Source organism: Nocardioides sp. Root682, assembly GCF_001427795.1.
Lineage (GTDB): Bacteria > Actinomycetota > Actinomycetes > Propionibacteriales > Nocardioidaceae > Nocardioides.
Genome location: NZ_LMHJ01000002.1, coordinates 258,915 through 282,635 on the forward strand (window position 1 = coordinate 258,915; position 23,721 = coordinate 282,635).

Genomic DNA, 23,721 nt, shown 5'->3' on the forward strand with positions numbered 1-23,721 from the left:
TGGCGGGCGATGCACCGTCGCCGATAGGTCGCTGCAGGCATTTAGTTCCCGCCGGGAGTAGGGGCTTGGATAGTCTGCGGACACCGACCACTGTCGGGCGCATCATCTTCGAGGGAGCTTGGCATGTGGGTATCGCGGATCCGAGTGACTGGCGGATTCCTCCATGGACTGGATGTCACGCTCAGTCCAGGCTTGAACGTCATCATCGGGGCTCGCGGGTCGGGTAAGACGACGTTGCTAGAACTCATCCGACACGCAGTTGGCGCCGAGCATGCTGATCACGTTGGTGACCCTCGAAGGCAAGCCTTCCTCAAGGCAGTTCTCGGGGCGGGTGAGGTCATTGTCGACCTCGACGGCCACGACGGAGGTCGACACTTGGTCGTCGACGCCCAGGGCGGTGGGCAACGGCCGGACCTTGGGCGGTCAGTGCTTGTTCTTGGCCAGAATGAGCTCGAAGAGATTGCTTCGGATGGGCCGAGCCGACTGAACCTTCTGGACCTTCGGACCGGAGCGGACCTTTCGATTTCTGATCGGACGGAGGCCGCCGATCTAACGGACGAACTGTTCAATCTTCGGCTCGACCTCGATGCGCGACGAGAAGTAGCCCGAATGAAGGAACGGTTGGAAGCCGATCACGAGTTGCTTCGTTCGCAGGAGACAGCCCTGCTGGGCGGGGCCAACGATCGGCTGTCTGCCCAACGCGAAGCGCTGCGATCGGCGGAGGAACGGGTCATTGGCACTGGTCAGGAACTCGAGACGATCGGCGAGCTTCGGCACGACGTAACCGTCGGCTCTCGTACGGCACGTGAGGAGCTGGAACGCCTCGTCGCGGCACGGGAGCGAGCCGCGCGGTTGCCGGCGTACTCCGAGGTCGTTCCAGCGTTCGAGGCGGCGATTGAATACGGCAGACGGACCGCTGACGCGCTTGACATGATCAGGCAACGCCTCGACGAAGCGGCTGAGGCAGCACGCGAGGAGAACCTTCATGCACGGGAGGAGGCCGCGCCGATTCGTGAGGGGCTCGAACGGGCCGAAGCGGGGCTTGGCCAGATTACGTCCCAGCTTCGCAACGTCGAGATCGAACTCCGTGCGCTAACCGAGAACGCCGTTGCGATAGGTAGCCTCGAGGACCGCAAGCGTGCACTCGAATCTCGGCGCGCGCGGATCTTAAACGATGTGGAATCGTCCGAGGAGGCTGTGTTTGCGCGGCGGGCAGAGGTTGCCCGACTCGCGACGTCCCAGATTGCTAACAACGTGGTTGTAGTGGTTGACCACCTCGCTGATGCCAGTCAGTTCAGGTCGTTTCTCATTGATGCACTTCGTGGGTCGAATACACGCGCGGCCCTGATCGAGACGGTAGCGGAGAGAATTTTGCCTCGACAACTTCTTGAGATGGTCGAATCCGATGACGTCGCGAGCCTAGCCGTTGTCGCCGGAATCGCACCCGACCGTGCGCAAAAACTCATCGAGAACCTGTCGGACAAGGCGAAGCTAGCGAACCTGGCCAAGGTAGAACTTGCGGATAGCGTTGATTTCCGACTTCGTGATGGCGCGACAGAGAAGAGCGTCGATCAGCTATCCACCGGGCAGAAGTGCGCTGTCACGCTTCCTATTGTCTTGTCAGAGACCGAGCGCACGCTCATCCTTGACCAACCTGAGGACCATCTTGATAACGCCTTCCTCGTCCACAATATCGTTGCCGGTCTGAACGCTCGACGGCTTGCCGGCGCACAAACCATTGTTGCCACGCACAACGCGAACATCCCTGTTCTTGGGGCAGCCGACGCTGTGATCGTGCTGGCTAGCGATGGGCAGCACGGCACCGTTTCAGTGGCGGGGCCGTTTGAGTCCGACGACGTCGTAGATCGGATCACCCGCTTGATGGAAGGTGGTCGCGATGCTTTCGCGCGGCGCTCGTCGTTCTACGCAGAGCACGGTGGTCCAAACAATGGATGACCGTGAGGTGGGCGCGCAGGCTCCTAGCCTGCGCTCACTTGCGCCCAGCGATCGCGCTCGCCATGCGGCATGGTTGCTGCAGAACCCAAGAGACGTGACCACGCGGGAGTTGATGGAAGCGTTGCAGCACGAGTCTGTGCCACGGCTCCGCATTCTGTTGCTCGAGGTCTTGGAAGCCAGGCAGCACGAAACGACTTCCGCAGCTTTGGATCGCGATGTTTCCCCTGATGCCGTAGCGAGTGCTGCCCTGCTACCGGAGCTGGACATCGCCGCTCTGATCCGTCATGAGTTGTCCCCAGCCGTGGGTTGGGTCCGCCTAGCGGCTGATGGCGAGATTGAGAACTTTCACGGAAGCAGCACGGACAAGGCTGTGCGCAAACTCCAGAGAAGGGTCGACGGCCTCGTGGCTCTAATCAAGTCCTCCACGGCACTCAACCTGAGGGACGTGGAGTTGCCTGCTGTATTTTTGGATTACTGGCCAGACGCCGCCACTGTTCCCCGAATTGAAGTCAGCAGTGATATTGGAAGCATTGAGGTTCAGACCGACGAAGGCTTGTTCTCTTTGCTGATGACCAACGTGTTCCAGAACGCCATCGACGCGGCCGCCGAGGTGTCGGAACGAGGGGAAGTGACCGTCGTGTGGGGTTGTACGGATCACAACTACTGGGTGCGGGTGAGCAATCCGTTTGACGGCGACCGCTTGGCGCTAAGTGATGTTCTTCAAGTTGGAAACTCCTCTAAGCCTGCGCACCAGGGTCAAGGGTTAGCCTTAATCCAAATGGCGGCTCAACGGCTGGGCATTGCCATTAATCTGGAGGGTCAGAGCGGCACTGCCGCATTCACCTTGAGCGGGGCTCGGCGGCGTGCCTAAGCCCGTCGCGGTGCTCGTGGAAGACGACGAGGACCAGTTCGAGGTTTCCTCCGATGTGCTCCTCAAGGCTGGATTCAGGCTGCATGCATTTCGAGCCGTGGAACCAGCGCTGGCTTTTCTTCGAACGACCAGCGATCGGATCGACCAAGGGATCGAGGATTTGATTGATCTGTTCGTTCTCGACAGACGTTTGCCGGCAAGGGTGGGGGAGTCCAGTCTCGACGAACTTGGTGATGGACTCCTTTCTCAGGTGCGTGCCGATTGGCCGGATGCTCGTCTGGTTGTGTTCACCGGGTACGCGACGGTCAGCCACCTCCAGGTGACGCTTCAGGGAGGGGGGCAATTGCCGTGTCGTTCTGGCCAGCCGCTCGACCGGATCAAGGTGCTGACGAAGGATCAATCTCTTGAGTTTCGGAATGAGGCACGGGCCTACCGCAGCCTCCTTCAGGAACTGGAAGACGTTGAGATCCGCGTCGAGCCAGCCGGCTCACTGGATCCGCGTGCGAGCAGGATGCTTCGGCGTCTTGCGTTTGAGTACGGCGCGACCAGTGTTGGCGCCACGCCCCTCGGTGGTGGTCTGACGGGTGCCCAGGTATGGCGGTGCGAGCTGAGCGGCGCTCAAGGTCTACTTGCGACGATCGTCGCGAAGAAGGTCAAGAGGCCGAGCCTCCCATCGGGCCTAGCAGAGTTGCTCCCGCTAGGGTCCGCCGCCTCAACCGTGGCGAGCATCTCGGGCCTTCTGGGAGGTGGGTACGTCAATGTGATCCGGGTCGCGGGGACCAACCCCACCGATCTCATGACGACCTTGGCGAGCGATCCAGTTCGAGCATTGCTGCTAATCCAGCCGCTGCGTCATGCGCTCGGCCAGATCGCATCGTCGCAGCTGCGCCAGTCGGTCTCAGAGATCTGCGAGTCGCTGATCGGCTGGAGCGAGCTCGCCACGATTCTTGGCCGACACTCTGTTGAGACGCCGTCCGGCACGCTGTCAGCCACAGTGGAGGTGGGGTTGAGACATGGCGACCTTCATCCGGCCAACCTAATGATCGACGGCACGAACGCGGTGCTCATCGACCATGACAGCAACACCTTTGCAGCCCGAGTCATTGACCCGGTCACGCTCCTAATATCGACGCTCGTCCACCCTGACTCTCCGATACGCGGTGGAGACTGGCCCTCGAGCGAGGAGATCAGGTCGAGTTTCATGACCCCAGCCTTCGCGAGCCGTCATTCTCATCAAGCGTGGTTCTCTGGCGTTCTGGAGTGGGTGATTGACGCCAAGGCCAGCGATCGAGAGCTGTGGGCACTTGTACTGGCATATGCCGGGCGTCAACTTCAGTACGACGACGTGTTGGAAGACAGGGAGGTCGTGGACCGGCTGATTGCAATTTGCGAGACAGCTGTGGCCGGACTTGAAGCGACAAACCTCTGACCTGGCAGCAGGCTGCTGGTCGCCCTACATGAGCTGGCCGCGAGAGGCTTGTCATTCTGGGCGGAACACGCAGGTCGAAGGAGGCACCAGCAATGCTCTCTTCTGACGACTGAGCACGTCTCGGAGACGGTCGGTCGGGCTACGTGCGGAGCCGTCGCGCTCCTCTGGAATGCTGACCCTCTGGTTACAACCGTCAGGGGAGGCACGACAGAAGTGAGCGACATCGCGGGGGAGTTGGCGCGGGTCAAGGGTGCGTTCGCGCAGCCGACCCTGACGTTGCTCCACCAGCGGCAGGCGCCGGTGGTGATCACGATCTTCCGGGCGGCGTTCGGGCGGAACAACAAGCCGATCCCGACGGCCCGGCTGCACAGCCAGGTGGAGGAACACCTCGCCGCGATCCGGGCTGCGGGGGAGAGCGACGTACCGGCGGGCAGTGGGCGGGACATCTGTCAGCGGTGGATGCGTGGTCAGTGGCTCGTGCGGTCGCTCGACGAGCTCGGCAATGAGGTCTACACGCTCACCTCGCACGCTCAGCAGGCGCTCGAACTCGTGAAGTCGATGACCCGGGACCGGGCGACGCTCAGTGAGCACCGGATCGCGACCATCCTGGGCACGGTGCGGCGGTTCAACTCCGAGGCGAACCCCGACCGTGGGGCGCGGGTGACGCTGCTCAACGAGGAGATGGCGCGGCTCAAGGCCGAGCGGGACCGGTTGGTCGACGGGGCGGAGATGGTCAGCGCCACCGAGGAGTACATGCTCGAGGGGTACACCGAGCTGCTGTCCCTCATCTCTGCGCTGCCCAGTGACTTCGCGCGGGTCGAGGAGCGGTTCGCGACGATCCGCGGCGAGATCCTGGCTGCGTTCCGGGCCGAGGATCGGCCGGCCGGCGAGGTCATCGACGACTACCTCGCGCGCGCCGACGCGCTGATGACCGCCACCCACGAAGGTCGGGCGTTCGAGGGGGCGTTCGCGCTGCTGCGCGACGACGCGCTCGTCACCCAGCTCCGCGAAGACCTCACCGCGCTGCTCGACCACCCGCTCTCCGACGGGATCCTCGGTGACGCCGATCGCGCTGAGCTGCGCGGCACCGTCCGCCTGGTGCGCGACGGCTTGGACCGGGTGCTCGCCCAGCGGTCGCGGGTGACCGCGACGCTGCGGGAGTACATCGTGTCTCACGACGCCGCGCGCGACCGCGAGCTCGAGCAGACCCTGCGGCAGGTCGAGTCCGAGCTGATGGGGTGGATGGCGACCACCGGGCCGCGGGCCACGCACGACGTCTCCCTGCTGCCCTTGCGCACCAACCTGGACCACCTGCGGGAGCGGTTCTACGACCCGGCGGACGACGTACTGCCGGATCGGATCTCTGCCGGTGATCCTGACGACGCTCCTTCGCTCTCGCTGTCGGACCTGATGGCGCAGGGTGGGCCGCAGCTGTCGTCCCTGCGGCAGCGGCTCGAGGACGCACTGACTGCGCTGCTTCCTGCTGGGTCGCTCGGCGAGCTGTTCGAGGGGCTCGAGCCGTCGCTGCGCCGGCCCGTCGAGATCTTCGGGCTGCTGCACCTGGCGGCCGACCGTGAATGGGAACCCGAGGACGTGGCGGAGGAGTTTGCCGCCGTACGACCGGACGGGTCGCTGCGGACGTTCTCCGTCCCGCGGATGCCGTTGCCTGACCCTGACCTGACTGAGAGTGAGTCGCGCGCGTGAGTACTGAGATCGATGTCGAGGATGGCGGGCGTCTCGATACGTCCTCGCCTGGCGGCTCGGACTACTCGACGAGCTTGGAGCGCGGGCGTCTCGATACGTCCTCGCCTGGCGGCTCGGACTACTCGACGAGCTTGGACGAGGAGTACGACGAGGACTCCGTCTCGTTGTTCGAGGGGGACGAGGGCGGGCTGGAGTACGGGCAGCGGCAGGCGTTGGTCGCGCTGCTCAAGCAGCGGTTCATCAGCGCCCGTACCCACCCGCGCGACTGGCAGGTGCTCGTCGAGAACGAGCGGGTGCTGCGGTCCCGGCTCAACGACCTGTTCCTCGACCTCCAGATCGACCGTGCCCGTGAGGTGGCCTGGAAGCGGCAGGCGAGTGGCGAGGGTGGCGGGCGGTTCCCGACGCTGCTGCACGACACCGCCTGGTCGCGGGAGGAGACCCTGGTGCTCGTGCACCTGCGGGACCGGCTGCGCGCCGGGATCGCGGGGGGAGAGCTCCGGGTCTTCGTCGACCGCGACGACATCCTCGACTACATCGCCAGCTACCGCCCCGCGCACGCCACCGACGAGTCGGGGGACGAGAAGCGGGCGCGGAACGCGGTCACCAGTGTCGTGAAGGCGGGGTTGCTGATCGCGACCGCGGCGGAGGACCGGTTCGAGATCAGTGAGGCGGTGGAGCCGCTCTTGCCGCTGGAGCTGTTGCAGGAGCTGCTCGAGGCGCTGCGGGCTGCGAATGGGACTGAGGTTCCTGTCGAGGACGATGCGGACCTTTTCGAGGAGGGTGAGGGGCGTCTCGATACGTCCTCGCCTGGCGGCTCGGACTACTCGACGAACTTGGGGGACGAGGCGTGAGCATCGACGAGGGTTTCGAGACGGCAATGGCCGGCCTCCTCAACCAGCGGGACAACGACGGGTTGTTCGGGGAGCAGGTGGTGGCGACGCCGGCTGACGACACCGTGCAGTGGCGGGCGTCCCTCCTGCAGCTGATCAACTGGGGCGGCTTCGGCGGCCTCACGACCGTGCCGCTCGCGGGCGACGCGACGATGATCTCCGGGGCCTCGGGCGTCGGGAAGAGCACGATCCTCGACGCCTACACCGCGCTGATGATGCCCTCGGACACCAAGTTCAACGGTGCCTCCAACGACGCCGTCGCGGGTCGGGCGCGGAGCATTGGGCAGCGCAACCTGCTGTCGTACCTGCGGGGTGCGGTCGACGTCGTCGATGACCCAAAGACGGGCCGGCCGGTCGAGCAGCTGCTGCGCGGCAAGGGCGCCGACACGTGGGGCGCCGTCGCGATGACGTTCGTCAGCGACCAGGGCGGGCGGTTCACCGCGCTGCGGACCTACTACGTGCCACGCCGGGCCGCGCGCTCCAGCGACGTGCTCATGCAGATGTGGACCCACGAGGGGACGCTGCCGCTCGACAAGCTCGAGGCCGCCGTACCCGAGAAGTTCCACGCCAACACGCTCAAGAAGCTGTTCCCGGGCATCCGCGTGCACCGGACGTACGCCGACCTGTCCGCCGTGCTCCACGCGCGGCTCGGCATCGGGGCCAACGGGGACGGGGCCAAGGCGCTCCGGCTGCTCGCGCGCATCCAGGCCGGCAACCAGGTCCGCAGCGTCGATGAGCTCTACAAGGACATGGTGCTGGAGCGGCCCGCGACGTACGCCGCCGCCGACCGGGCCATCGAGCACTTCGATGACCTCGACGCCGCGCACGCGGCCATGCAGACCGAGCAGCAGAAGCTCGAGCTGCTCGAGCCGATCAGCGACCTGCACGCCCGTCGGGCACTCGCCGACAAGCGCCTCACCGAGCTCGACTCGTACGGCGTCACGCTCGGCGGGGAGACGCCGTTGCGTCTCTGGCTGCTCCGGACGCACCTGCGGCTGATCGAGGCAGCGGTGGCTGCCAACCGTGACGAACGCAGCAGTACGGCGGACAGCCTCACCACCGCCCGCGCGGCCGAGGCGACCCTGGCGGCGGACCTCGAGGCAGCCAAGGAGGCGCACCGCGACGCCGGTGGTGGCGACCTGCAGGCGCTGGCCGGGCAGATCGAGCACGAACGCGTGGTCCGCGAGGAGCGCGGCAACCGGCTCGCCGAGCTCGAGGAGCGGGTCTACCCGCTGGTCGGGCTGACAGGCATCGACGGGGCCGACGTCGAAGCCCCGGACCTCGACTCCGCACTCGACTCCGCCGCCGCCTTCGGCGAGCTGCAGCTGTTCGCCCGCAAGCGGCTCGCGAGCGGCGAGGAGCAGTCGGAGCGGCTCAAGACCGAGCGCGACAAGGTGCGCGACGGGCGGTTCCCGCTCAGCCAGACCAAGAGCGACCTGACCCGTGAGCGGCAGTCGCTGGAGAGCCGCGCCGGCCGGGTGCCGTCGTACCTCCACGACCTGCGGGCCGCCGTCGCCCGGGCCAGTGGCCTGACGGTCACGGAGCTGCCGTTCGTCGCCGAGCTGATCGACGTCGCGCCCGAGGAGACCCGGTGGCGTACCGCCATCGAGACCGTCCTCGGTGGCACCGCCCGGATGATGCTCGTTCCGGCGGATCGGCTGAAGGACTTCTCGGCCGCCATCGACGACCTGCGGCTGCCGGGTCGGCTCACCTTCCAGGGCGTCGAGCTGGACCTGCCCGAGGTCGGCCCGTCCGACCCCGAGCGGATCGCCGGCAAGCTGCTCTTCAAGGACTCGCCCTTCGCCGGGTGGGTGCAGCAACACGTCGAGGAGCCCACCCGCAACGCCCTGTGCGTCGAGAACACCGCCGGACTCGACGGGTCCGGCTTCCGGGTGACCCTCGCCGGCCAGACCCGCAACGGGCGCCGCGGCACGCACGGCCGCAACGACCAGCGCAGCATCATCGGCTTCTCCAGCGCGGAAGCGGTCGAGGAGATCGACGCGCAGCTCGCCGACGTCGAACGACAGCTGCAGGAGCTCGACGCCCGCCTGGTCGAGCTCGACCGACGCGGTTCCCTGCTCGACCAGCAGCGCAAGGCGTACGACGCCATCGCGATGGTGCGCTTCGACGACGTCGACGTCGCGGGCAGTGACCGGCGGATCGCCGAGCTGGAGCAGCGGCGCGCGGACATCCTGTCCTCCGACGACCAGCTCCAGGTGCTCCAGACGCAGATCGACGACCTGCAGGAGCGGCTGGAGGCGACCCGCAAGGAGCGGTTCGGGTTCGAGCAGCGCCGTACGGCGCTCAACGCGGCCCACAGCGAGCTCGTCGACTCCGAGGACCTCGTCAACGACCGGCTCGAGGCGATGGAGCGCAGCGGCACGATCGCGCTCGGCGACGAGCAGGACGCCGCGCTGACCACGGAGTTCGCCATCGCCTCCGCGCCCGACGACCCGCAGGACCTGGAGCGGTTCCAGCAGAACTCGCACCGCCTCGGTGACCGGCTGCGCGAAGCCGTTGCCGGCGCGAGCGCGGAGGTCCGACAGGTCGATGACGAGCTGGTGCGGATCTTCCGGCTCTACAAGCAGCAGTGGGACTCGCCCAACCTCGGCGAGACGCCGGCGTCGTACCCCGACTACGCCCGCATCCTCGACGACATCCGCGGCAAGGGCCTCGCCGACCGGCGCTCGGAGTGGCGCCGCCGGCTCACCGAGTGGAGCGGCCAGGACCTCGTGCCGCTGCTCGGCGCCATGGCGTCCTCGGTCGAGGACATCGAGGACCGACTCGAGCCGATCAACGCGATCCTGCGTCGCCTCGACTTCGGTGGTCGCGCCAACGACCGGCTGCGGATCCGCCTCCGCCGCCTGGCCCCGGCCCACGTCCAGGTGTTCATGAAGGACCTGCGTGCCCTGTCCTCCGGCGCCTCGACCGAGCTGAAGGAGGAGGACCTCGAGAAGCGGTTCGCCGAGCTCAGCCGGTTCATGCGGCAGCTGCGCAGGTCCGACGTCGCCAGTGACGGTCCGACCGATCGCGACCGGCTGCTCGACGTACGACGCCACGTGGAGATCAGCGCCGAACGCTATGACTTCCTGAGCGGCGAGGTGCGGGCGACGTACCGGACGCTGGGGGAGAAGAGCGGTGGCGAGAGCCAGGAGCTGGTCGCGTTCATCGTCGGCTCGGCGCTGCGGTTCCGGCTCGGTGACGAGATGCGGTCCCGTCCGCGGTTCGCGCCGGTCTTCCTCGACGAGGGCTTCGTGAAGGCGGACTCGGAGTTCGCTGGCCGGGCCGTGCAGGCCTGGAAGGGCCTCGGGTTCCAGCTGATCATCGGCGTCCCGCTCGACAAGGTCACCGGCCTCGAGCCGCACATGGACGAGCTGCTCGCGATCACCAAGAACTCGAAGACGCACCAGTCGTGGATCACCCCGATCACCAATGCGACGGATCCCGATGAGTGACGCCACCGCGGTGTTCACCCGCGAGGGCGACACGTGGCTGCCCAGCGTCCTGTCCCGCGGCCCGTGGGACGAACGAGCCCAGCACGGTGGCGCGCCCGCCGCGCTGCTGGCCCACGTCGCCGAGTCCGCAGTGGGCCAGGGCTGGCAGCTCTCGCGACTCACCATCGAGCTGATCAAGCCCGTCCCGGTGGCGCCGCTGACGACGCGGGTCGAGGTGCACCCCGGTCGCTCCACGACGCGGGTCACGCTGGACCTGTGCGCGGGCGACGTACTCGTCGCGCGGGCGCATGCCCTGCTGATCCTCGGCCAGCCCTTCGAGCTGCCGTCGGGCCTGCCCGGCTGGTCGCCCGAGGCACTGCTGCCGGGACCCGACGACTGCACTGAGCGGTTGCTCATCCCCGGGATGCCCGACGGCGTGTCGTTCTACCAGACCGCCATGGACCACCGGATGGCCCAGGGCGACACCACGCAACCCGGCCCCGCCGCCGCGTGGTTCCGGCTGGCCGTGCCGTTGATCGAGGGCCAGCCCACGTCGGCCGCGATGCGCGCGATTGCGGCTGCCGACTTCGGCAACGGCCTCAGCTGGGTGCTCCCGGCGGACCGATACCTGTTCTCCAACGCCGACCTGAACGTGCACCTGCACCGTCCGCCCATCGGTGAGTGGATCGGCCTGTCGGCGGCGACCCACGCGGACGGCGGCGGGGTCGGCACGACCCTTTCCCGCCTGTACGACGTGCACGGCCCGATCGGCGTCGCGATCCAGACCCTGGTGATGCGCGAACGCCGTCCCGCTTAGCCCCGCGCAGGAGGTCGTCAGCCGCTATCTTCGGCAGATGACCACGTGGGCGGACATGGGCGGCCGCGCTGAGTTCTACGGTCGCGTCCTGCACGACCCCGACGAGCCGGCCTTCCACGCCGACTGGGAGCGCCGCGTCTTCGGCTGCACGGTCTTCGCCGCCGGGGTCCTCAACCCCACCGGACCGGACCTCGACTCGGCCCGCTGGGCGATGGAGCAGATCCCCCGCGAGGACTACCTGGCGCCGTACTACTGGCGCTGGCTGCGCGGGCTCGAGCTGCAGCTGGAGGAGAAGCACTGGCTGCAGCCGGGCGAGGTCGAGGCGCGGATCGACGGGAAGCCGGGCCTGCCCGGCGGGCGCCGGGTTCGGAAGATCCAGACCGCCATGGCCAGCGCCGCCATGGGACTGATCCTGCGCCCGACGATCCCGCGCTTCATGGCCGCACATCTGATGCCCCGCCTCATCGGCGGCCGTCGTACGACGATGCGCCGGCCTCGATTCAAGGTCGGAGACGCCGTCCGGGTACGCCCCGAACGGGCCGCCGGGCACACGCGGCAACCGGGCTACACCACGGGCAAGCCGGGGACCGTCGTCGGCAACAGTGGTGCCGCGCGGTTCTCGGATGCGCGGGCGGCCGGTCGCAGGAGCCGACCCCAGTACGTCTACACCGTCGCGTTCGACGGGCGTGACCTGTGGGGCGAGGCAGCCGAGCCCGACACCGAGGTCCGCATCGAGCTGTTCGAGTCCTACCTGGAGGCACGATGACCGCCGACGACGTGCGCGCGATCCGGGTCGAGGCGGTCGAGTCGCTGCTCGTGGAGAAGGGGCTCGTGGACTCCGCGGTCGTCGACCGGATCGTCGAGCACTACGAGAACAACGTCGGGCCGCTCAACGGCGCGAAGGTCGTCGCCCGCGCCTGGACCGACCCCGCTTTCCGCGAGCGGCTCCTCGCCAACGGCACCAAGGCCGTCGCCGAGCTCGGCTTCGGCGGTCCCGAGGGCTCGATGATCGTCGCGATCGAGAACACCCCCGAGGTCCACAACGTGGTCGTGTGCACGCTCTGCTCCTGCTACCCCTGGCCGGTCCTGGGGCTGCCGCCGACCTGGTACAAGTCCGCGGAGTACCGGTCCCGCATGGTCGCCGAGCCTCGAAAGCTGCTCGGTGAGATGGGCCTCGACGTACCGGCGACCAAGAAGGTCCGGGTGTGGGACAGCTCGGCGGAGGCGCGCTACCTCGTGGTCCCCGAACGCCCGGCCGGCACCGAGGCGCTCGGTGCCGAGGAGCTCGCCTCGCTGGTCAGTCGGGACTCGATGATCGGTGTCGCGGTCGCGAAGGAGCCCACCCCATGACTGAGCAGGCTGAGCAGATTCCGCAGGCGACGATCGAGGGCGACCTCGAAGGCCCCGTCTCCCCGCCGCGCGACAACGGGGCGATCGTGTTCGCTGCGCCGTGGGAACGCCGCGTGTTCGGCATCGTGCTCGCGCTGTGCCGGGACGGACGCCTCCCGTGGGAGGACTTTCGGCAGCAGCTGATCGCGCAGATCGCCGCCGACCCGGACCGGCCGTACTGGGAGAGCTGGGCGGCCGCGCTCGAGGCCGTCCTCAGCACGGCGGCCGCGCTGCAGCGCGACGAGGTGGACGAGCGCGAACACACCCTGCTCGCCCGCCCCGCCGGCCACGACCACCGCGACGACGAGCACGGTCACGGCCACGGCCACGGCCACGGCCACGGCCACTAGCCGATGCGCGCTGCCCGCTTCGCCGCGGCTTCCGCCCGTTGCTCCACGAACCGCGTGGCCTGTTCGTCCAGCACCGCGATGGCGGCGGCGAGCTCGTCGCGGGCTCGCTCGCCCTCCTCGTCGAGGCCCTCGAGCTCGAAGAGCCGCCACTGTCGTACCAGCGGCATGACGATGTCGTCGTGATGGATGCGGAGGTCGTAGATGCCGGCCCTGGCCATCTGGACCGCCTTGCGAGCGAAGCCCGGAATGACCGATCCCGGCATCTCGAAGCCGACGACCTCGTCGGCGATCGCGCGCATCGTGGGCCCCGGCGCGATCTGCAACGCGGCTTCGACGATGTTGCGGTAGAAGATCATGTGCAGGTTCTCGTCCTTCGCGACGCGGGTCAGCAACCGCTCCGCGACCGGGTCCTCGGTGATCCGGCCCGTGTTGCGGTGCGACACCCGGGTCGCGAGCTCCTGGAAGGACACATAGGCGCACACGTTCAAGAGCGGTTTGTCGCCTGAGTCGAAGCCGGCCTCCATCGTCTGCATCCGCGCGCGCTCGAGCTCGTCGGGGTCCACACCCCGGGTGACCAGGAGGTAGTCGCGGATGCAGAAGGCATGACGGCCCTCCTCGGCCGTCCACCGGTTGACCCACGCGCCCCACGCACTCTCCCGGCCGAACGCCCGCTCGACCTCGCGGTGGTAGCTCGGCAGGTTGTCCTCGGTCAGCAGGTTCACCTCCAGCGCGGTCCGCGCGATCGGTGAGAGCGTGGACTGCTCGAGGGACCAGGGTTCGCCGTCGAGGATCGCGAAGTTGCGGCCCTCGCTCCACGGGACGTACTCGTGGGGCATCCATTCCTGGGCAACTTCCAGGTGCCGGTTGAGGTTGGCCTCGACAGTGGGTTCGAGCTCCTTCAGGAGCGTCGCGGTGTCCATGTCTCGGCCTACCATTTCCCCGGCGCCGGGGATAGCCCTCCGAGGGGGCTCAGTTGCCGCCGGCCGGCAGCTCTTCGAGCATCACCGCCGGGTTGTCGCGTGCGGTGACCTGCGCGCGCCAGCGGTCGACGAACAGCGCCAGGTAGGTGCCGTCGCTGCGCTGCAGCACCTCGACGCCACGGATGCCGGAGAGCGCGGATGCGCCAGCAGCATCGGTCAGGCGCGCGACCTGGTAGTCGAGCCTGGAGAACCGGATCGGCGAGTTGAACTCGTTGAGCATCCGGTCCTCGACGACCTCGAACTGCATCGGGCCGACGGCGGCCAGGACAGGCGACTGGTCACCGCGCAGGTCGGAGCGCAGGACCTGCACCACGCCCTCCTGGTCCAGCTGCTCGATGCCCTTGCGGAACTGCTTGTAGCGGCTGATGTCGCCAGCGGTGGCGGTCATGAAGTGCTCGGGAGCGAACGAGGGTACGGGCGGGTACTCGATCGCGTCGCCGACGTACACGGTGTCGCCCACGCGCAACGCCTGGGCGTTGACGAAGCCGATGATGTCGCCCGGCTCGGCGGTCTCGACCGACGTCGTGTCCCGGCCGAACACGGCCTGGGCGAACTTCGTGGCGAACGGGCGGCCGCTCGCGGCGTGGGTGACGATCATGCCGCGCTCGAAGGAGCCGGAGACGATGCGCGCGTAGGCCAGGCGGTCGCGGTGGGCGTTGTTCATACCCGACTGCACCTTGAACACGAACGCGCTGAAGTCGTCCTTGACCTCGCGCACCGTTCCGTCGACGCCCAGCGTCGCGTTGGGCTCGGGGGCCAGGTCGAGCAGCAGGTCGAGCAGCTGCGCGACGCCGAAGTTCTGCAGGGCCGAGGCGAACATGACCGGCGTGGTCTCGCCGGCGAGGAAGCGGGCCTGGTCGTGGTCGGCCTCGTCGAGGGAGAGCAGCTCGTGCTCCTCGACGGCGTGCGCCCACACCTGGGCGTCGTTCTCCTCGACCTCGTTGGCGCCCATCCGCTTCTCGGGCGCGCGGGTGGCGCCACCGGCGGTGCGGGTGTACTTGACGAACTCGCCCGTACGACGGTCCAGCACCCCGCGGAAGTCACCGGCCTCGCCGACCGGCCAGGTCAGGGGAGTGGGGCGGAGCTTGATCTTCTCCTGGATCAGGTCCATCAGCTCGAGGGCGTGCAGGCCGGGGCGGTCCCACTTGTTGATGACCGTGATCACCGGGATGCCGCGCAGCGCGCACACCTTGAACAGCTTGAGCGTCTGCGGCTCCAGGCCCTTACCGGCGTCGACGAGCATCACGGCCGAGTCGACCGCCGAGAGCACGCGGTAGGTGTCCTCGGAGAAGTCGCTGTGGCCGGGGGTGTCGACCAGGTTGATGACGTGGTCGCGGTAGACGAACTGCAGCGCCGCCGACGTGATCGAGATGCCGCGGGCCTTCTCCATCGCCATCCAGTCCGACACCGTGGCGCGGCGGTCACCCTTGCCGTGGACCGCTCCGGCCTCGGTGATCACCCGTGCGTGGAGCGCCAGCGCTTCGGTCAGCGTGGACTTGCCGGCGTCGGGGTGGCTGATGACGGCAAAGGTACGGCGGGGACGGGTGTCGGACACTGGCCGAAATCTACCGGCTCGCCCGGCCGACCCGAGAATGCCGGCGTCTCGATACGCCGCTCCTTCGTCGCGGCTGCTCGACGACCGTGGACGGCACCTACACGGGCAGGGACACGTCCTCGCCGGGGTCGAGCCAGTGCACCCGGTCAGCCAACGCGGACTGGCCCAGCACGGCCTCCGCCTCGGCACGGCCCTGTTGGAAGTGCGACCAGCCCTCGTAGTGCACGGGTACGACGTGCGCCGGGTCGACGAGCTCGATCAGCTCGGCACCCTCGCGGGCGTCCATCGTGTAGCGGAACCAGCCGGAGAGGTAGCGGAACCGGACCGATCCCAGGTGGAGCAGGATCGTGCCGATCTTCAACCGGGACGCGACCTCGCGCAGGGCTGGGTAGAGCACGGTGTCGCCCGTGACCCAGAGCTCGCCGTGCTCCTGACCCGCCCAGGCGAGGGAGAAGCCGATCACCGGCCCCGTGATCGGCTCGCTGCCGACCGGCCCGTGCCGACACGGGGTGGCGGTGACCGTGATGCTCTCCTTGCCCGGCGCCTCCAGCAGGGTGGTCTCCCACGCCGCGAGTCCGACGCAGTGCCGGCCCAGCTTCGCTGCCGCCTTCTTCGTCGTGACCGTGGTGCCCCAGGTCGGGAGCAGCGCCTGCGCGGACGGGTCGAGGTTGTCGCCGTGGTGGTGATGGCTGACGAGCACGGCATCGATCGGCCCCAGGTCCGCCGCGGCGATCGACGGCCCGGCGAGCTTGCGCGACGTCGTACCCCAGCCGAAGAAGTAGCGCTTGCCCGGCGGGTCGAACGTCGGGTCGGTCAGGATCCGCCAGCCACCGACCTCGATGAGCGTGGTCGGACCGCCGATGTGGGTGATCTTCGTGGGAGCCATGACCTGAACCTAGGGGAAAGGCGGGGCCCGCAGGCTCGTCGAGTAGTCCCGTAGCGAGGTACGAGCGCAGGGACGTATCGAGACGCGGCGGGGGGTCTCGATACGCCTCTCGTTCCTCGCGGCTACTCGACGAACCTGCGGTCAGCCCAGCGCAGCGAGTTGCGCCCGGGTCGGGACGTACGGCTCCCACCGCAGCCGCATCCCAGCCTCCCGCGGCGTCCGGTTGCCCTTCTTGCCGTTGCAGGACCCGCAGGCCGCGACGCAGTTCAGCCACGTCCACCGGCCACCTCGTGAGGCCGGCAGGACGTGGTCGACGGTGGTGGCGCGTCCGGCGCAGTACGCGCAGCGGTGGCCGTCGCGGACCAGTACGCCGCGACGGGTCCAGGGTGCCGGTCGGTACATCCACTTCGTGGCGACGTACCGAACCAGGCGGATGACCCTCGGCCACGGGTGAGGGCCGATCATCTTCTCGTCGTGGCCCTCCTCGACGGTCGCCACCTCGCGGAAGAGCATCCGGACGGCGTGGTTGAAGGACACCTTGCCGAGCGGCTCGTAGGAGGCGTTCAGCAGCGTCACTGTTGTTGCGGACACCGCTGACACCTCCTTTCCTTGAAGTCTCCGTCCTGCGGTGGGTCTTGTCGATTGTCAATCCTCGGGATGACAGCGGGGTGACTGCGGGGAGTCGAACCCCGACCTCCTGGGCCACATCCAGGTGTGCAGTTGCCGCTACACCACAGTCACAGTGCCCCCTCCAGGAATCGAACCTGGATCCTCGCCTTCGTAGGGCGATGTCGTGTCCGTTGGACCAAGGAGGCTGGGTGCCCCTGTGACGCCGGGGCTCGCGTTCAGGCGACGGCCTTCTTCGGCCGGCCGCGGCGCCTGACTGTCTCGATCGGCTTGCCGCTCTCGAGGAGGACGCCGCCCCAGACGCCCCACTCGTCCCGGCTGGTGCCGAGGGCGAGGCAGACCGTCCGGACGCCGCACGTGTGGCAGACCTCGAGAGCCGCGGCGAGCGTCTCGTCGTCGCAGGGGTCGAAGATCTCGGGGTCCTCGTGCCCTTCGCACCGCCACGCGACGCCCGGCGACCGCGGTGTCGGGTGCGTGAAGGCGATGGTGACGCCCTTGGTGTTGAGGTCGCCCCGCTCGTCCGCGGAGTACGACGCCGGGGTGGTGGCCGTGTGCGGCCACCCGTTCTTCGTTTCCACGCCGGTCACCTCCTTGGGCTTGTCGGGGCATGGGGTCGTACACCGTCTCGGACTCGAACCGAGGACCTTCGACTTAAGAGGACGCTGCTCTACCAACTGAGCCAACGGTGCGTAGCGGGGCCACGAGTCGAACGTGGGCCAACGGGCTCATGAGACCCATGGCGTCTCCCGACACCCGCTTGGTCCCGCCGGGGCGGGAAGTGCTGCTCGACCAGGGCTCGAACCTGGGACCTCCCGGGTAACAACCGGGCGCTCTGCCAACTGAGCCACCGAGCATTGTTCTTCGCGGTGCCCGCCCCGGGATTCGAACCCGGACGCCCTGGGGACACGGCGTTCTGAGCGCCGCGCGTCTACCGTTCCGCCAGACGGGCATGAAGCTGTCCACTGTTGAGTTGTTCGTCGTGCTGCCCGGACATGCAGAAAGGCCGCTCCGATGAGGGTTTCGTCCTGGTCGGTGTGACCTCTGGACGTTCGCCTCGCTGGAGCGGCCCGGTGTTCCCGGTGCGTGATGGCACCTACAGGGGCGGCTCCAGCTGGCCGAGCAGCTGCTCGCGCTTCAGCATGGTCGACGGCTCATTGCCTTCGAGGGGTCGGAGGACGAGGGCAGCGTCGAGCGCACAGGTCGCATAGCGACTCGTGGCAACGGGGAGATGGTGAATGCCCACGGTCCTGCCCTTCCAGCTCGTGCTTCGATCGACCGGCCGGGTGGCGCGGTCGGGTCCAAGGTTAGGGGCGATCCGCCGGACCGGCCTAACGATTTATGGCGGGGGCGCGAGTTGGGGTTTGTCACGCGCGAGTTGGGGTTTCCCACCTTCGAGTTGTGGCTTGCCGACGTACGTCGGAGCGACAAACCCCAACTCGGCGGTGACAAACCCCAACTCGGCGGTGGCAAACCCCAACTCGGCGGTGACAAACCCCAACTCGGCGATGGTCAGAAGGCGCTGATCCCTGTCAGGGCCCGCCCGATCAGCAGCTTCTGGATCTGCGAGGTGCCCTCGTACAGCGTCGTGACCCGGGCGTCGCGCAGGGCCTTGCCGACGGGGAACTCGTCGACGTACCCATAGCCGCCGAAGACCTGGACGGCCTGGTTGGCGGCGCGCACCGAGGCCTCGGACGCGAAGAGCTTCGCCATCGACGCGGCCGTGCCGAACGGTTCGCCGCGCTCGGCCAGGTCGGCTGCTCGCCACACCATCAGCCGGGCTGCCTCGGTGTCGACCGCCATGTCGGAGAGCATCTCCTGGACCAGCTGGTACGACGCGATGGGCTTGCCGAACTGGGTGCGCTCGCCGGCGTACGCAACGCTCGCCTCGAGGCAGCCACGAGCGAGGCCGACACAGCCAGCGGCGACCGAGATGCGGCCCTTGTCGAGGGCGGTCATCGCGATCTTGAAGCCCGAGCCCTCCTCGCCCAGGCGATGCGAGTCCGGGACGCGCACGTCGGAAAGGATCAGCTCGGCCGTGGCCTGGCCGCGCAGGCCGAGCTTGCCCTTGATCTCGCGCCGCTCGAACCCGGGGGAGTCGGTGGGCACGAGGAAGGCGGTGATGCCCCTCCCGCCCGGCCCGCCGGTGCGGGCGAAGACAAGCGCCACCGTGGCCCAGGTGCCGTTGGTGATGAAGAGCTTGTTGCCGGAGATCACCCAGTCGTCGCCATCACGGACGGCCCGGGAGACCAGGGAGCCGGCGTCGGAGCCGGTGCCGGGCTCGGTCAGGCCGAAGCAGGCGAGCGCGGAACCGTCGCACAGCGACGGCAACCACTGCTGCTTCTGCTCCTCGGTGCCCCACGCCTGGATGCTCTTGCTGACCAGGCCGAGCGAGACGCTGACGATCCCGCGGATCGAGGTGTCGCCGCGGCCGAGCTCCTCCATCATCAGGACGTACGACAGGAAGTCGCCGCCCGAGCCGCCGTACTCCTCGTTGATGCCCATGCCGAGGAAGCCGACGTCGGCGAGCTTGCCGACGATCGCCCGGTCGACCTGCTCGATGCGGTCCCACTCGGCAGCGTTCGGCACCACCTCGTGGTCCACCCAGTCGCGGGCGAGATCGCGAAGCGCTTGCTGGTCGTCGGAGAGCGTCAGGTCCATGGATGCCATCGTGCCCGATCGCGGCGCGACTTTTCCTTGCGGTGGAGCGGTGTCTGCGCGAGCCTCGCCCCATGGGAGTTCGTGACAGGTTCAGCGCAGGGCTCGCCCGTCAGCTCGGGCATCCGTCCGGGCCCGCAGGCAGGCTCGTCGCGCGCATGCTCAACAAGGGCAACAGCCAGGCGGTGCACGGGGCCGTCGAGGCCGCGGACCCGCAACCAGGCCAGTCGGTGGCGGACTTCGGGTTCGGCGGCGGCGTCGGGCTTCGGCCACTCCTCGATCGCGTGGGTCCGAGCGGCCACGTCCACGGTGTGGAGATCGCCGACACGATGCTCTCCGGGGCGCGGCGACGGTTCGCGGCCGAGCTCGGCGACGGCCGACTCCAGGTCCACAGCGGCGACCTCACCGCACTGCCGCTCGCCGACGACTCGCTCGACGCTGCCATCACCACGAACACCATCTACTTCGTCGAGGACCTCGCGCGCGCCTTCGCCGAGGTCGCGCGCGTGGTGCGTCCGGGCGGTCGTTTCGTGGTCGGCATCGGCGACCCGGAGGAGATGCGCAAGTACCCGTTCACCGCGCACGGATTCCGCCTGCGACCCGTCGACGAGGTCGTGGAGCTCCTCCGTGCCGCCGGCTTCGCCGACGCGACCCGGCAGCGCGTCGGCGACTCGGACGGCGCGTTCCACCTCCTCGTCGCGGAGCGCGCGGGTCGGGATCAGTAGGGTCGCCCCATGAGCGCTGACTGGCGGACCGACACGGTCACCACCCTGCGATCCCTGATCGTGCAGGCCGAGCCCGACGTGGCCGAGGAAGCCAAGTGGAAGAAGGCGTCCAACCCGGACGGCGTACCCACCTTCTCTGCCGACGGCCTGATCTGCACCGTCGAGACCTACAAGGACAAGGTGAAGGTCACCTTCGCCAAGGGCGCCTCCCTCGAGGACCCGCAGGGGCTGTTCAACGCGAGCCTCGACGCGGGGACGCGGCGGGCGATCGACATCTTCGAGGCCGACACGTTCGACCACGACGCGTTCGTCGAGCTGATCCGCGACGCCGTCGCCCGCAACCGCGCCTGATCAAGCCATCTCGGGGACGTGCAGGTGCGCGTAGGCGAGGTCGAACTCGTGGACCTCGACCACCAGACCATCAGCATCGCTCGCGGCGCGTTCGCGCAGGTCGTCGGCTGCTGAACGGCTCGCCTCCATCGCCTCGCGCGACTCCCACGCGGTGGTCGCGCACCCCAACCGGGCTGACCGGTCCACCAGCAGGCTGGCGCTGCAGAACCCGTCGAGCTCCTCGAGCCGGGGCATGATCCCGGTCCGGAACGTCTCGGCCAGGGCGTCGACGTCTCCCTCGACCCAGCTGACCCGGCAGCACTCGCCGTGATGGGTGCGGTGCATGACCATGATCTCCCAGCTGTCGACCTGCAGGGACCCGCCGAGGAGGTCCTTGCCGCGGTCGCGGAGCGAGCGCAGTGGTTCGTCGCTGGCGCGCATCGCCTCCTCCGAGTCCCAGGAGCTGGTGGCGATGCAGTATCCGGTCTCGCGGTCGACCAGGAGCGAGAGGCCGCGACAGCCCTCGGTCCCGTCGAGCAGCGGACCTGCTTCGTCCTGGACGAACCTGAGGCCCGCATCGATGTTGGCGGGCTTGCCGTGGAAGGTGCTGGAGCGTGCGAACACGACCCACTCCTCTCGAAGTCGGGGCAGTGCCCGACCGGCACTGCCGGTTGTTCCCTGCTTACTCCTCCGGAGGGTTCGGCGCCATAGGTGGGCTCGGGGGTTTCGAGGCTCGTCGCTGGCGCTCCTCGCACCTCAACCAGCGGTGCGTGCTGCGCGGCGGTGCTGTTGGGGGCTCACCCCACGCACCCGCTTGAACGCCGCGCTCAGCGCGAACCCGCTGCCGTACCCGACCTGACGCGCCACCCGGTCGATCGCGTCGTCCGTGGCGACCAGGAGGTCGGCGGCCAGCGAGAGGCGCCAGTGGGTCAGGTAGGTCATCGGCGGCTCGCCCACCAGGTCCCCGAAGCGGCGGGCCAGGGCCGCGCGGGAGACGCCGACCTCGCGGGCCAGGGACGCGATCGTCCAGGCGTGCTCGGGGTGGTGGTGCATCAGGCGCAGCGCCTCGCCGACCGTCGGGTCGGCGTGGGCTAGCCCGCGGGTGACCTGTTCCTCGCTCGCGAGCCAGGACCGGACGACGGTCACCAGCACCAGGTCGAGCAGCCGGTCGAGCACGACCTCCTGCCCGAGCTCTTCACGCAGCATCTCGGCCGAGAGCAGGTCGACGAGCGGTGAGTCGTCCTCCTCGCGACGTCGTACGACGACCGGCGGGAGCGCCGCGAGCAGGGGACGCCCGGCCTCGGTCTCGGCCGCCCACGTACCGACCAGCATCACGGTCGACCCGTCGTGGCTGTTGCCCCAGGTGCGCACGCCGAGCGCCATTCTCTGGGCCAGCAGCTCGCCGTCGGGATCGACGCAGATGTTGCCCTTGAGGATGGTCACCTTCGGGGCAGTCGCGGGGTCGTCGGCCACCGTGTAGACCGGTCCTCCGCGGATCACCGCGACGTCGCCCGGCAGCAGCTCGAGCGGCTCGCCGAGCTCGCCGGTGATCCACGCGGAGCCGCGCGCCACGGCGAACAGGGTCAGTGCCGGGTCGTCCTCGATCCGTACCGCCCACGGCGGCTCCATCACCATCCGCAGCAGGAACGCCTGGCGCGCACGCGGACCGGAGAGCAGGTGTTCGAGGCCGTCCATGCCTCCACTGTGCTGGACGATCACGCATGGAATCAAGACATTCAGCCATGGAAAGTCTCACGAAGTCGCGATGGACTGAAGCCATGACAACGAACCTCATCATCGGCGGCACCGGCAAGACCGGTCGCCGCGTCGTGTCCCTCCTCCAGGGCCGGGGCCTCCCGGTCACCTCCCTCTCGCGGCCCGAGTTCGACTGGGCCGACCCGGCCACCTGGTCGTCCGTCGAGCGGCCCGCCGCGTCGGCGTACGTCACCGTCGCCCCGGATCTGGCCCTCCCCGGTGCGCCCGAAGCGGTGGCCGAGGTCGCCGAGCGGATGGCCCGTTCCGGCGTACGACGGATCGTGCTCCTCTCCGGCCGCGGTGAGCCCGAGGCGCAGCGGGCCGAGCAGCTCCTCGCCGAGGTGGCGGCGAAGCACGACGCCACCTGGGGCGTCGTGCGGTGCGCGTTCTTCATGCAGAACTTCGACGAGAGCCTGTTCGCCGAGCCGCTCGCGGCCGGACACCTGGCGTTCTCGGCCGGTGCCGTCCGCGAACCCTTCGTCGATCTGGACGACGTCGCCGAGGTGGCCGTTGCGCTGATGACCGGCGAGGCGGCCGTGAACCGGGTGTACGAGCTCACCGGGCCGCGGCTGATGACCTTCGCCGAGGCAACGGCGGAGATCGCCGCGGCGACCGGACGCGCGATCGGCTACCAACAGATCACCGACGCCGAGCTCGTCGACGACCTCGTCCGGATCGGCTTGCCGGCCGTGGAGGCCCAGGGACTGGCGGACTTGTTCGCCCACGTCCTCGACGGCCACAACGCGCACCTGGCCGACGGCGTACGCGAGGCACTCGGCAGGTCGGCCCGCGACTTCGCCGACTACGCAGAGCGGGCGGCCCGTGCCGGGGCGTGGACCGAGGAGGCCGCGTCATGAGCGACGCTGTCGGCAACGCCGCGCTGGTCACCGGGACCATCGGTGCCGGACTGATTGCGGGACTGTTCTTCGCGTTCTCCACGGCGATCATGCCGGGGTTGGCGCAGGCCGACGACCGGACCTTCGTGGAGGCGATGCAGCAGGTCAACGCCGCGATCCTCAATCCCCTGTTCCTGCTGGCCTTCGTGGCCCCGATCCCTGCGCTCGGCATCGCGGTGTTCACCGGCCCCTCCCGGCCGTGGGTGATCGCGGCCCTGGTTCTCTACGTCGTGATGTTCGCGATCACGATGGCCGGCAACGTGCCGCTGAACGACGCCCTCCTCGCCGTCGGCCAGCCGGACAGCGAGGCGTCGCTCAGGTCCGCGCGGGAGGCGTTCGAGGACCCGTGGAACCGGCTGCACCTGGTCCGGACAGTGAGCGTGGTGGCCGCCTTCGGATGCTGTGTGGGTGCGGCCCTCGCGCGCTGATCCACCCACGTGACCGGTCCGTGAGTCACGCCCCACACCCCGCC

General features: G+C 68.5%; 23 protein-coding genes and 5 tRNA genes. 14 read left to right on the forward strand and 14 right to left on the reverse strand.

Annotation, left to right across the window (positions count from 1 at the left end; all coding sequences use genetic code 11):
• Window positions 1–123 precede the first annotated feature (123 nt).
• The 10 genes from ASD84_RS24770 (at window position 124) to ASD84_RS13565 (ending at window position 12,840) form a co-directional block, all read left to right on the forward strand.
• Entirely contained in the window at window positions 124–1,956 is a 1,833-nt protein-coding gene (locus ASD84_RS24770; RefSeq protein ID WP_082573479.1) for an AAA family ATPase, read from the forward strand.
• Window positions 1,949–2,827, forward strand: a complete 879-nt coding sequence (locus ASD84_RS13525; RefSeq protein ID WP_162251535.1) for an ATP-binding protein — start codon at window positions 1,949–1,951, stop codon at window positions 2,825–2,827. The genes ASD84_RS24770 and ASD84_RS13525 overlap by 8 nt, the downstream gene beginning before the upstream one ends.
• Window positions 2,820–4,256, forward strand: coding sequence for a hypothetical protein (locus tag ASD84_RS13530; protein ID WP_156391929.1), 1,437 nt, complete (start codon window positions 2,820–2,822; stop codon window positions 4,254–4,256). Before ASD84_RS13525 ends, ASD84_RS13530 begins: the two co-directional genes overlap by 8 nt.
• 213 nt (window positions 4,257–4,469) lie before the next feature.
• On the forward strand, window positions 4,470–5,960 hold the full coding sequence (locus ASD84_RS13535; RefSeq protein WP_056711397.1) for a DUF3375 domain-containing protein: 1,491 nt from the start codon (window positions 4,470–4,472) through the stop codon (window positions 5,958–5,960).
• The gene (locus ASD84_RS13540) at window positions 5,957–6,811 is read left to right on the forward strand and encodes a DUF4194 domain-containing protein (protein ID WP_235531111.1); all 855 of its coding nucleotides are present in this window, start codon (window positions 5,957–5,959) and stop codon (window positions 6,809–6,811) included. Before ASD84_RS13535 ends, ASD84_RS13540 begins: the two co-directional genes overlap by 4 nt.
• Window positions 6,808–10,305 (forward strand): ATP-binding protein, encoded by a 3,498-nt coding sequence (locus tag ASD84_RS13545; RefSeq protein WP_235531112.1) that lies wholly within the window; start codon window positions 6,808–6,810, stop codon window positions 10,303–10,305. Before ASD84_RS13540 ends, ASD84_RS13545 begins: the two co-directional genes overlap by 4 nt.
• The gene (locus ASD84_RS13550) at window positions 10,298–11,101 is read left to right on the forward strand and encodes a thioesterase family protein (protein ID WP_056712197.1); all 804 of its coding nucleotides are present in this window, start codon (window positions 10,298–10,300) and stop codon (window positions 11,099–11,101) included. The genes ASD84_RS13545 and ASD84_RS13550 overlap by 8 nt, the downstream gene beginning before the upstream one ends.
• 37 nt (window positions 11,102–11,138) lie before the next feature.
• Window positions 11,139–11,867 carry a nitrile hydratase subunit beta gene (nthB, locus tag ASD84_RS13555; RefSeq protein ID WP_056711399.1) on the forward strand — a complete coding sequence of 243 codons (729 nt, stop codon included), beginning with the start codon at window positions 11,139–11,141 and terminating at the stop codon, window positions 11,865–11,867.
• Entirely contained in the window at window positions 11,864–12,451 is a 588-nt protein-coding gene (nthA, locus tag ASD84_RS13560; protein ID WP_056711401.1) for a nitrile hydratase subunit alpha, read from the forward strand. The genes nthB and nthA overlap by 4 nt, the downstream gene beginning before the upstream one ends.
• Window positions 12,448–12,840 carry a nitrile hydratase accessory protein gene (locus ASD84_RS13565; protein ID WP_082573482.1) on the forward strand — a complete coding sequence of 131 codons (393 nt, stop codon included), beginning with the start codon at window positions 12,448–12,450 and terminating at the stop codon, window positions 12,838–12,840. Before nthA ends, ASD84_RS13565 begins: the two co-directional genes overlap by 4 nt.
• Here the strand turns inward: ASD84_RS13565 and ASD84_RS13570 are convergent.
• The 12 genes from ASD84_RS13570 to ASD84_RS13620 form a co-directional block, all read right to left on the reverse strand.
• Window positions 12,837–13,760, reverse strand: a complete 924-nt coding sequence (locus tag ASD84_RS13570; RefSeq protein WP_056711403.1) for an acyl-ACP desaturase — start codon at window positions 13,758–13,760, stop codon at window positions 12,837–12,839. The two genes, ASD84_RS13565 and ASD84_RS13570, sit on opposite strands and share 4 nt — an antisense overlap.
• A 49-nt stretch (window positions 13,761–13,809) precedes the next feature.
• Window positions 13,810–15,375 carry a peptide chain release factor 3 gene (locus ASD84_RS13575; protein WP_156391931.1) on the reverse strand — a complete coding sequence of 522 codons (1,566 nt, stop codon included), beginning with the start codon at window positions 15,373–15,375 and terminating at the stop codon, window positions 13,810–13,812.
• A gap of 97 nt (window positions 15,376–15,472) precedes the next feature.
• Window positions 15,473–16,261 (reverse strand): MBL fold metallo-hydrolase, encoded by a 789-nt coding sequence (locus ASD84_RS13580; RefSeq protein WP_056711405.1) that lies wholly within the window; start codon window positions 16,259–16,261, stop codon window positions 15,473–15,475.
• Window positions 16,262–16,402: 141 nt separating this feature from the next.
• Window positions 16,403–16,852 (reverse strand): HNH endonuclease, encoded by a 450-nt coding sequence (locus tag ASD84_RS13585; protein WP_235531113.1) that lies wholly within the window; start codon window positions 16,850–16,852, stop codon window positions 16,403–16,405.
• Window positions 16,853–16,928: 76 nt separating this feature from the next.
• Window positions 16,929–17,002 (reverse strand) — tRNA-His (locus ASD84_RS13590).
• A 2-nt stretch (window positions 17,003–17,004) separates the two neighbouring features.
• Window positions 17,005–17,076: transfer RNA gene (locus ASD84_RS13595), tRNA-Arg, on the reverse strand.
• 30 nt (window positions 17,077–17,106) lie between these two features.
• Window positions 17,107–17,466, reverse strand: a complete 360-nt coding sequence (locus tag ASD84_RS13600; RefSeq protein WP_162251536.1) for a WhiB family transcriptional regulator — start codon at window positions 17,464–17,466, stop codon at window positions 17,107–17,109.
• A 38-nt stretch (window positions 17,467–17,504) separates the two neighbouring features.
• Window positions 17,505–17,577, reverse strand: a tRNA-Lys gene (locus ASD84_RS13605).
• 92 nt (window positions 17,578–17,669) lie between these two features.
• Window positions 17,670–17,742: transfer RNA gene (locus tag ASD84_RS13610), tRNA-Asn, on the reverse strand.
• A gap of 13 nt (window positions 17,743–17,755) precedes the next feature.
• Window positions 17,756–17,837: transfer RNA gene (locus ASD84_RS13615), tRNA-Leu, on the reverse strand.
• Between the two features lie 144 nt (window positions 17,838–17,981).
• Window positions 17,982–18,131 carry a hypothetical protein gene (locus ASD84_RS25125; RefSeq protein WP_156391933.1) on the reverse strand — a complete coding sequence of 50 codons (150 nt, stop codon included), beginning with the start codon at window positions 18,129–18,131 and terminating at the stop codon, window positions 17,982–17,984.
• Window positions 18,132–18,397: 266 nt separating this feature from the next.
• Window positions 18,398–19,546 carry an acyl-CoA dehydrogenase family protein gene (locus ASD84_RS13620; protein WP_056711410.1) on the reverse strand — a complete coding sequence of 383 codons (1,149 nt, stop codon included), beginning with the start codon at window positions 19,544–19,546 and terminating at the stop codon, window positions 18,398–18,400.
• 71 nt (window positions 19,547–19,617) lie between these two features.
• Here ASD84_RS13620 and ASD84_RS13625 point away from each other — a divergent pair, with 71 nt between their 5' ends.
• Window positions 19,618–20,268: a class I SAM-dependent methyltransferase gene (locus ASD84_RS13625; RefSeq protein WP_056711412.1), complete on the forward strand. Its 651-nt coding sequence runs from the start codon at window positions 19,618–19,620 to the stop codon at window positions 20,266–20,268.
• 9 nt (window positions 20,269–20,277) lie between these two features.
• Window positions 20,278–20,619: a DUF1801 domain-containing protein gene (locus ASD84_RS13630; protein WP_056711414.1), complete on the forward strand. Its 342-nt coding sequence runs from the start codon at window positions 20,278–20,280 to the stop codon at window positions 20,617–20,619.
• On the opposite strand, the gene ASD84_RS13635 is transcribed toward ASD84_RS13630, so the two are convergent.
• Window positions 20,620–21,222, reverse strand: a complete 603-nt coding sequence (locus ASD84_RS13635) for a hypothetical protein (RefSeq protein WP_056711415.1) — start codon at window positions 21,220–21,222, stop codon at window positions 20,620–20,622.
• Window positions 21,223–21,354: 132 nt separating this feature from the next.
• Complete coding sequence (locus tag ASD84_RS13640) at window positions 21,355–22,293, reverse strand: AraC family transcriptional regulator (protein WP_056712205.1); 939 nt, start codon at window positions 22,291–22,293, stop codon at window positions 21,355–21,357.
• A gap of 83 nt (window positions 22,294–22,376) precedes the next feature.
• Here ASD84_RS13640 and ASD84_RS13645 point away from each other — a divergent pair, with 83 nt between their 5' ends.
• Together ASD84_RS13645 and ASD84_RS13650 are read left to right on the forward strand one after the other, a co-directional pair.
• Entirely contained in the window at window positions 22,377–23,210 is an 834-nt protein-coding gene (locus tag ASD84_RS13645) for a hypothetical protein (protein ID WP_056711417.1), read from the forward strand.
• A complete protein-coding gene (locus ASD84_RS13650) occupies window positions 23,207–23,677 on the forward strand; it encodes a DUF1772 domain-containing protein (RefSeq protein ID WP_056711419.1) in 471 nt (156 codons plus the stop codon). The genes ASD84_RS13645 and ASD84_RS13650 overlap by 4 nt, the downstream gene beginning before the upstream one ends.
• The last annotated feature ends 44 nt before the right edge of the window (window positions 23,678–23,721 follow it).

Excerpts from the sequence above, each read along its gene's own strand:
- ASD84_RS24770 (WP_082573479.1), top strand. The coding sequence starts at position 124 with ATGTGGGTATCGCGGATCCGAGTGACTGGCGGATTCCTCCATGGACTG.
- ASD84_RS13525 (WP_162251535.1), top strand. The coding sequence starts at position 1,949 with ATGGATGACCGTGAGGTGGGCGCGCAGGCTCCTAGCCTGCGCTCACTT.
- ASD84_RS13550 (WP_056712197.1), top strand. The coding sequence starts at position 10,298 with ATGAGTGACGCCACCGCGGTGTTCACCCGCGAGGGCGACACGTGGCTG.
- nthB (WP_056711399.1), top strand. The coding sequence starts at position 11,139 with ATGACCACGTGGGCGGACATGGGCGGCCGCGCTGAGTTCTACGGTCGC.
- nthA (WP_056711401.1), top strand. The coding sequence starts at position 11,864 with ATGACCGCCGACGACGTGCGCGCGATCCGGGTCGAGGCGGTCGAGTCG.
- ASD84_RS13565 (WP_082573482.1), top strand. The coding sequence starts at position 12,448 with ATGACTGAGCAGGCTGAGCAGATTCCGCAGGCGACGATCGAGGGCGAC.
- ASD84_RS13570 (WP_056711403.1), bottom strand. The coding sequence starts at position 13,760 with ATGGACACCGCGACGCTCCTGAAGGAGCTCGAACCCACTGTCGAGGCC.
- ASD84_RS13580 (WP_056711405.1), bottom strand. The coding sequence starts at position 16,261 with ATGGCTCCCACGAAGATCACCCACATCGGCGGTCCGACCACGCTCATC.
- ASD84_RS13620 (WP_056711410.1), bottom strand. The coding sequence starts at position 19,546 with ATGGACCTGACGCTCTCCGACGACCAGCAAGCGCTTCGCGATCTCGCC.
- ASD84_RS13625 (WP_056711412.1), top strand. The coding sequence starts at position 19,618 with ATGGGAGTTCGTGACAGGTTCAGCGCAGGGCTCGCCCGTCAGCTCGGG.
- ASD84_RS13630 (WP_056711414.1), top strand. The coding sequence starts at position 20,278 with ATGAGCGCTGACTGGCGGACCGACACGGTCACCACCCTGCGATCCCTG.
- ASD84_RS13640 (WP_056712205.1), bottom strand. The coding sequence starts at position 22,293 with ATGGACGGCCTCGAACACCTGCTCTCCGGTCCGCGTGCGCGCCAGGCG.
- ASD84_RS13645 (WP_056711417.1), top strand. The coding sequence starts at position 22,377 with ATGACAACGAACCTCATCATCGGCGGCACCGGCAAGACCGGTCGCCGC.
- ASD84_RS13650 (WP_056711419.1), top strand. The coding sequence starts at position 23,207 with ATGAGCGACGCTGTCGGCAACGCCGCGCTGGTCACCGGGACCATCGGT.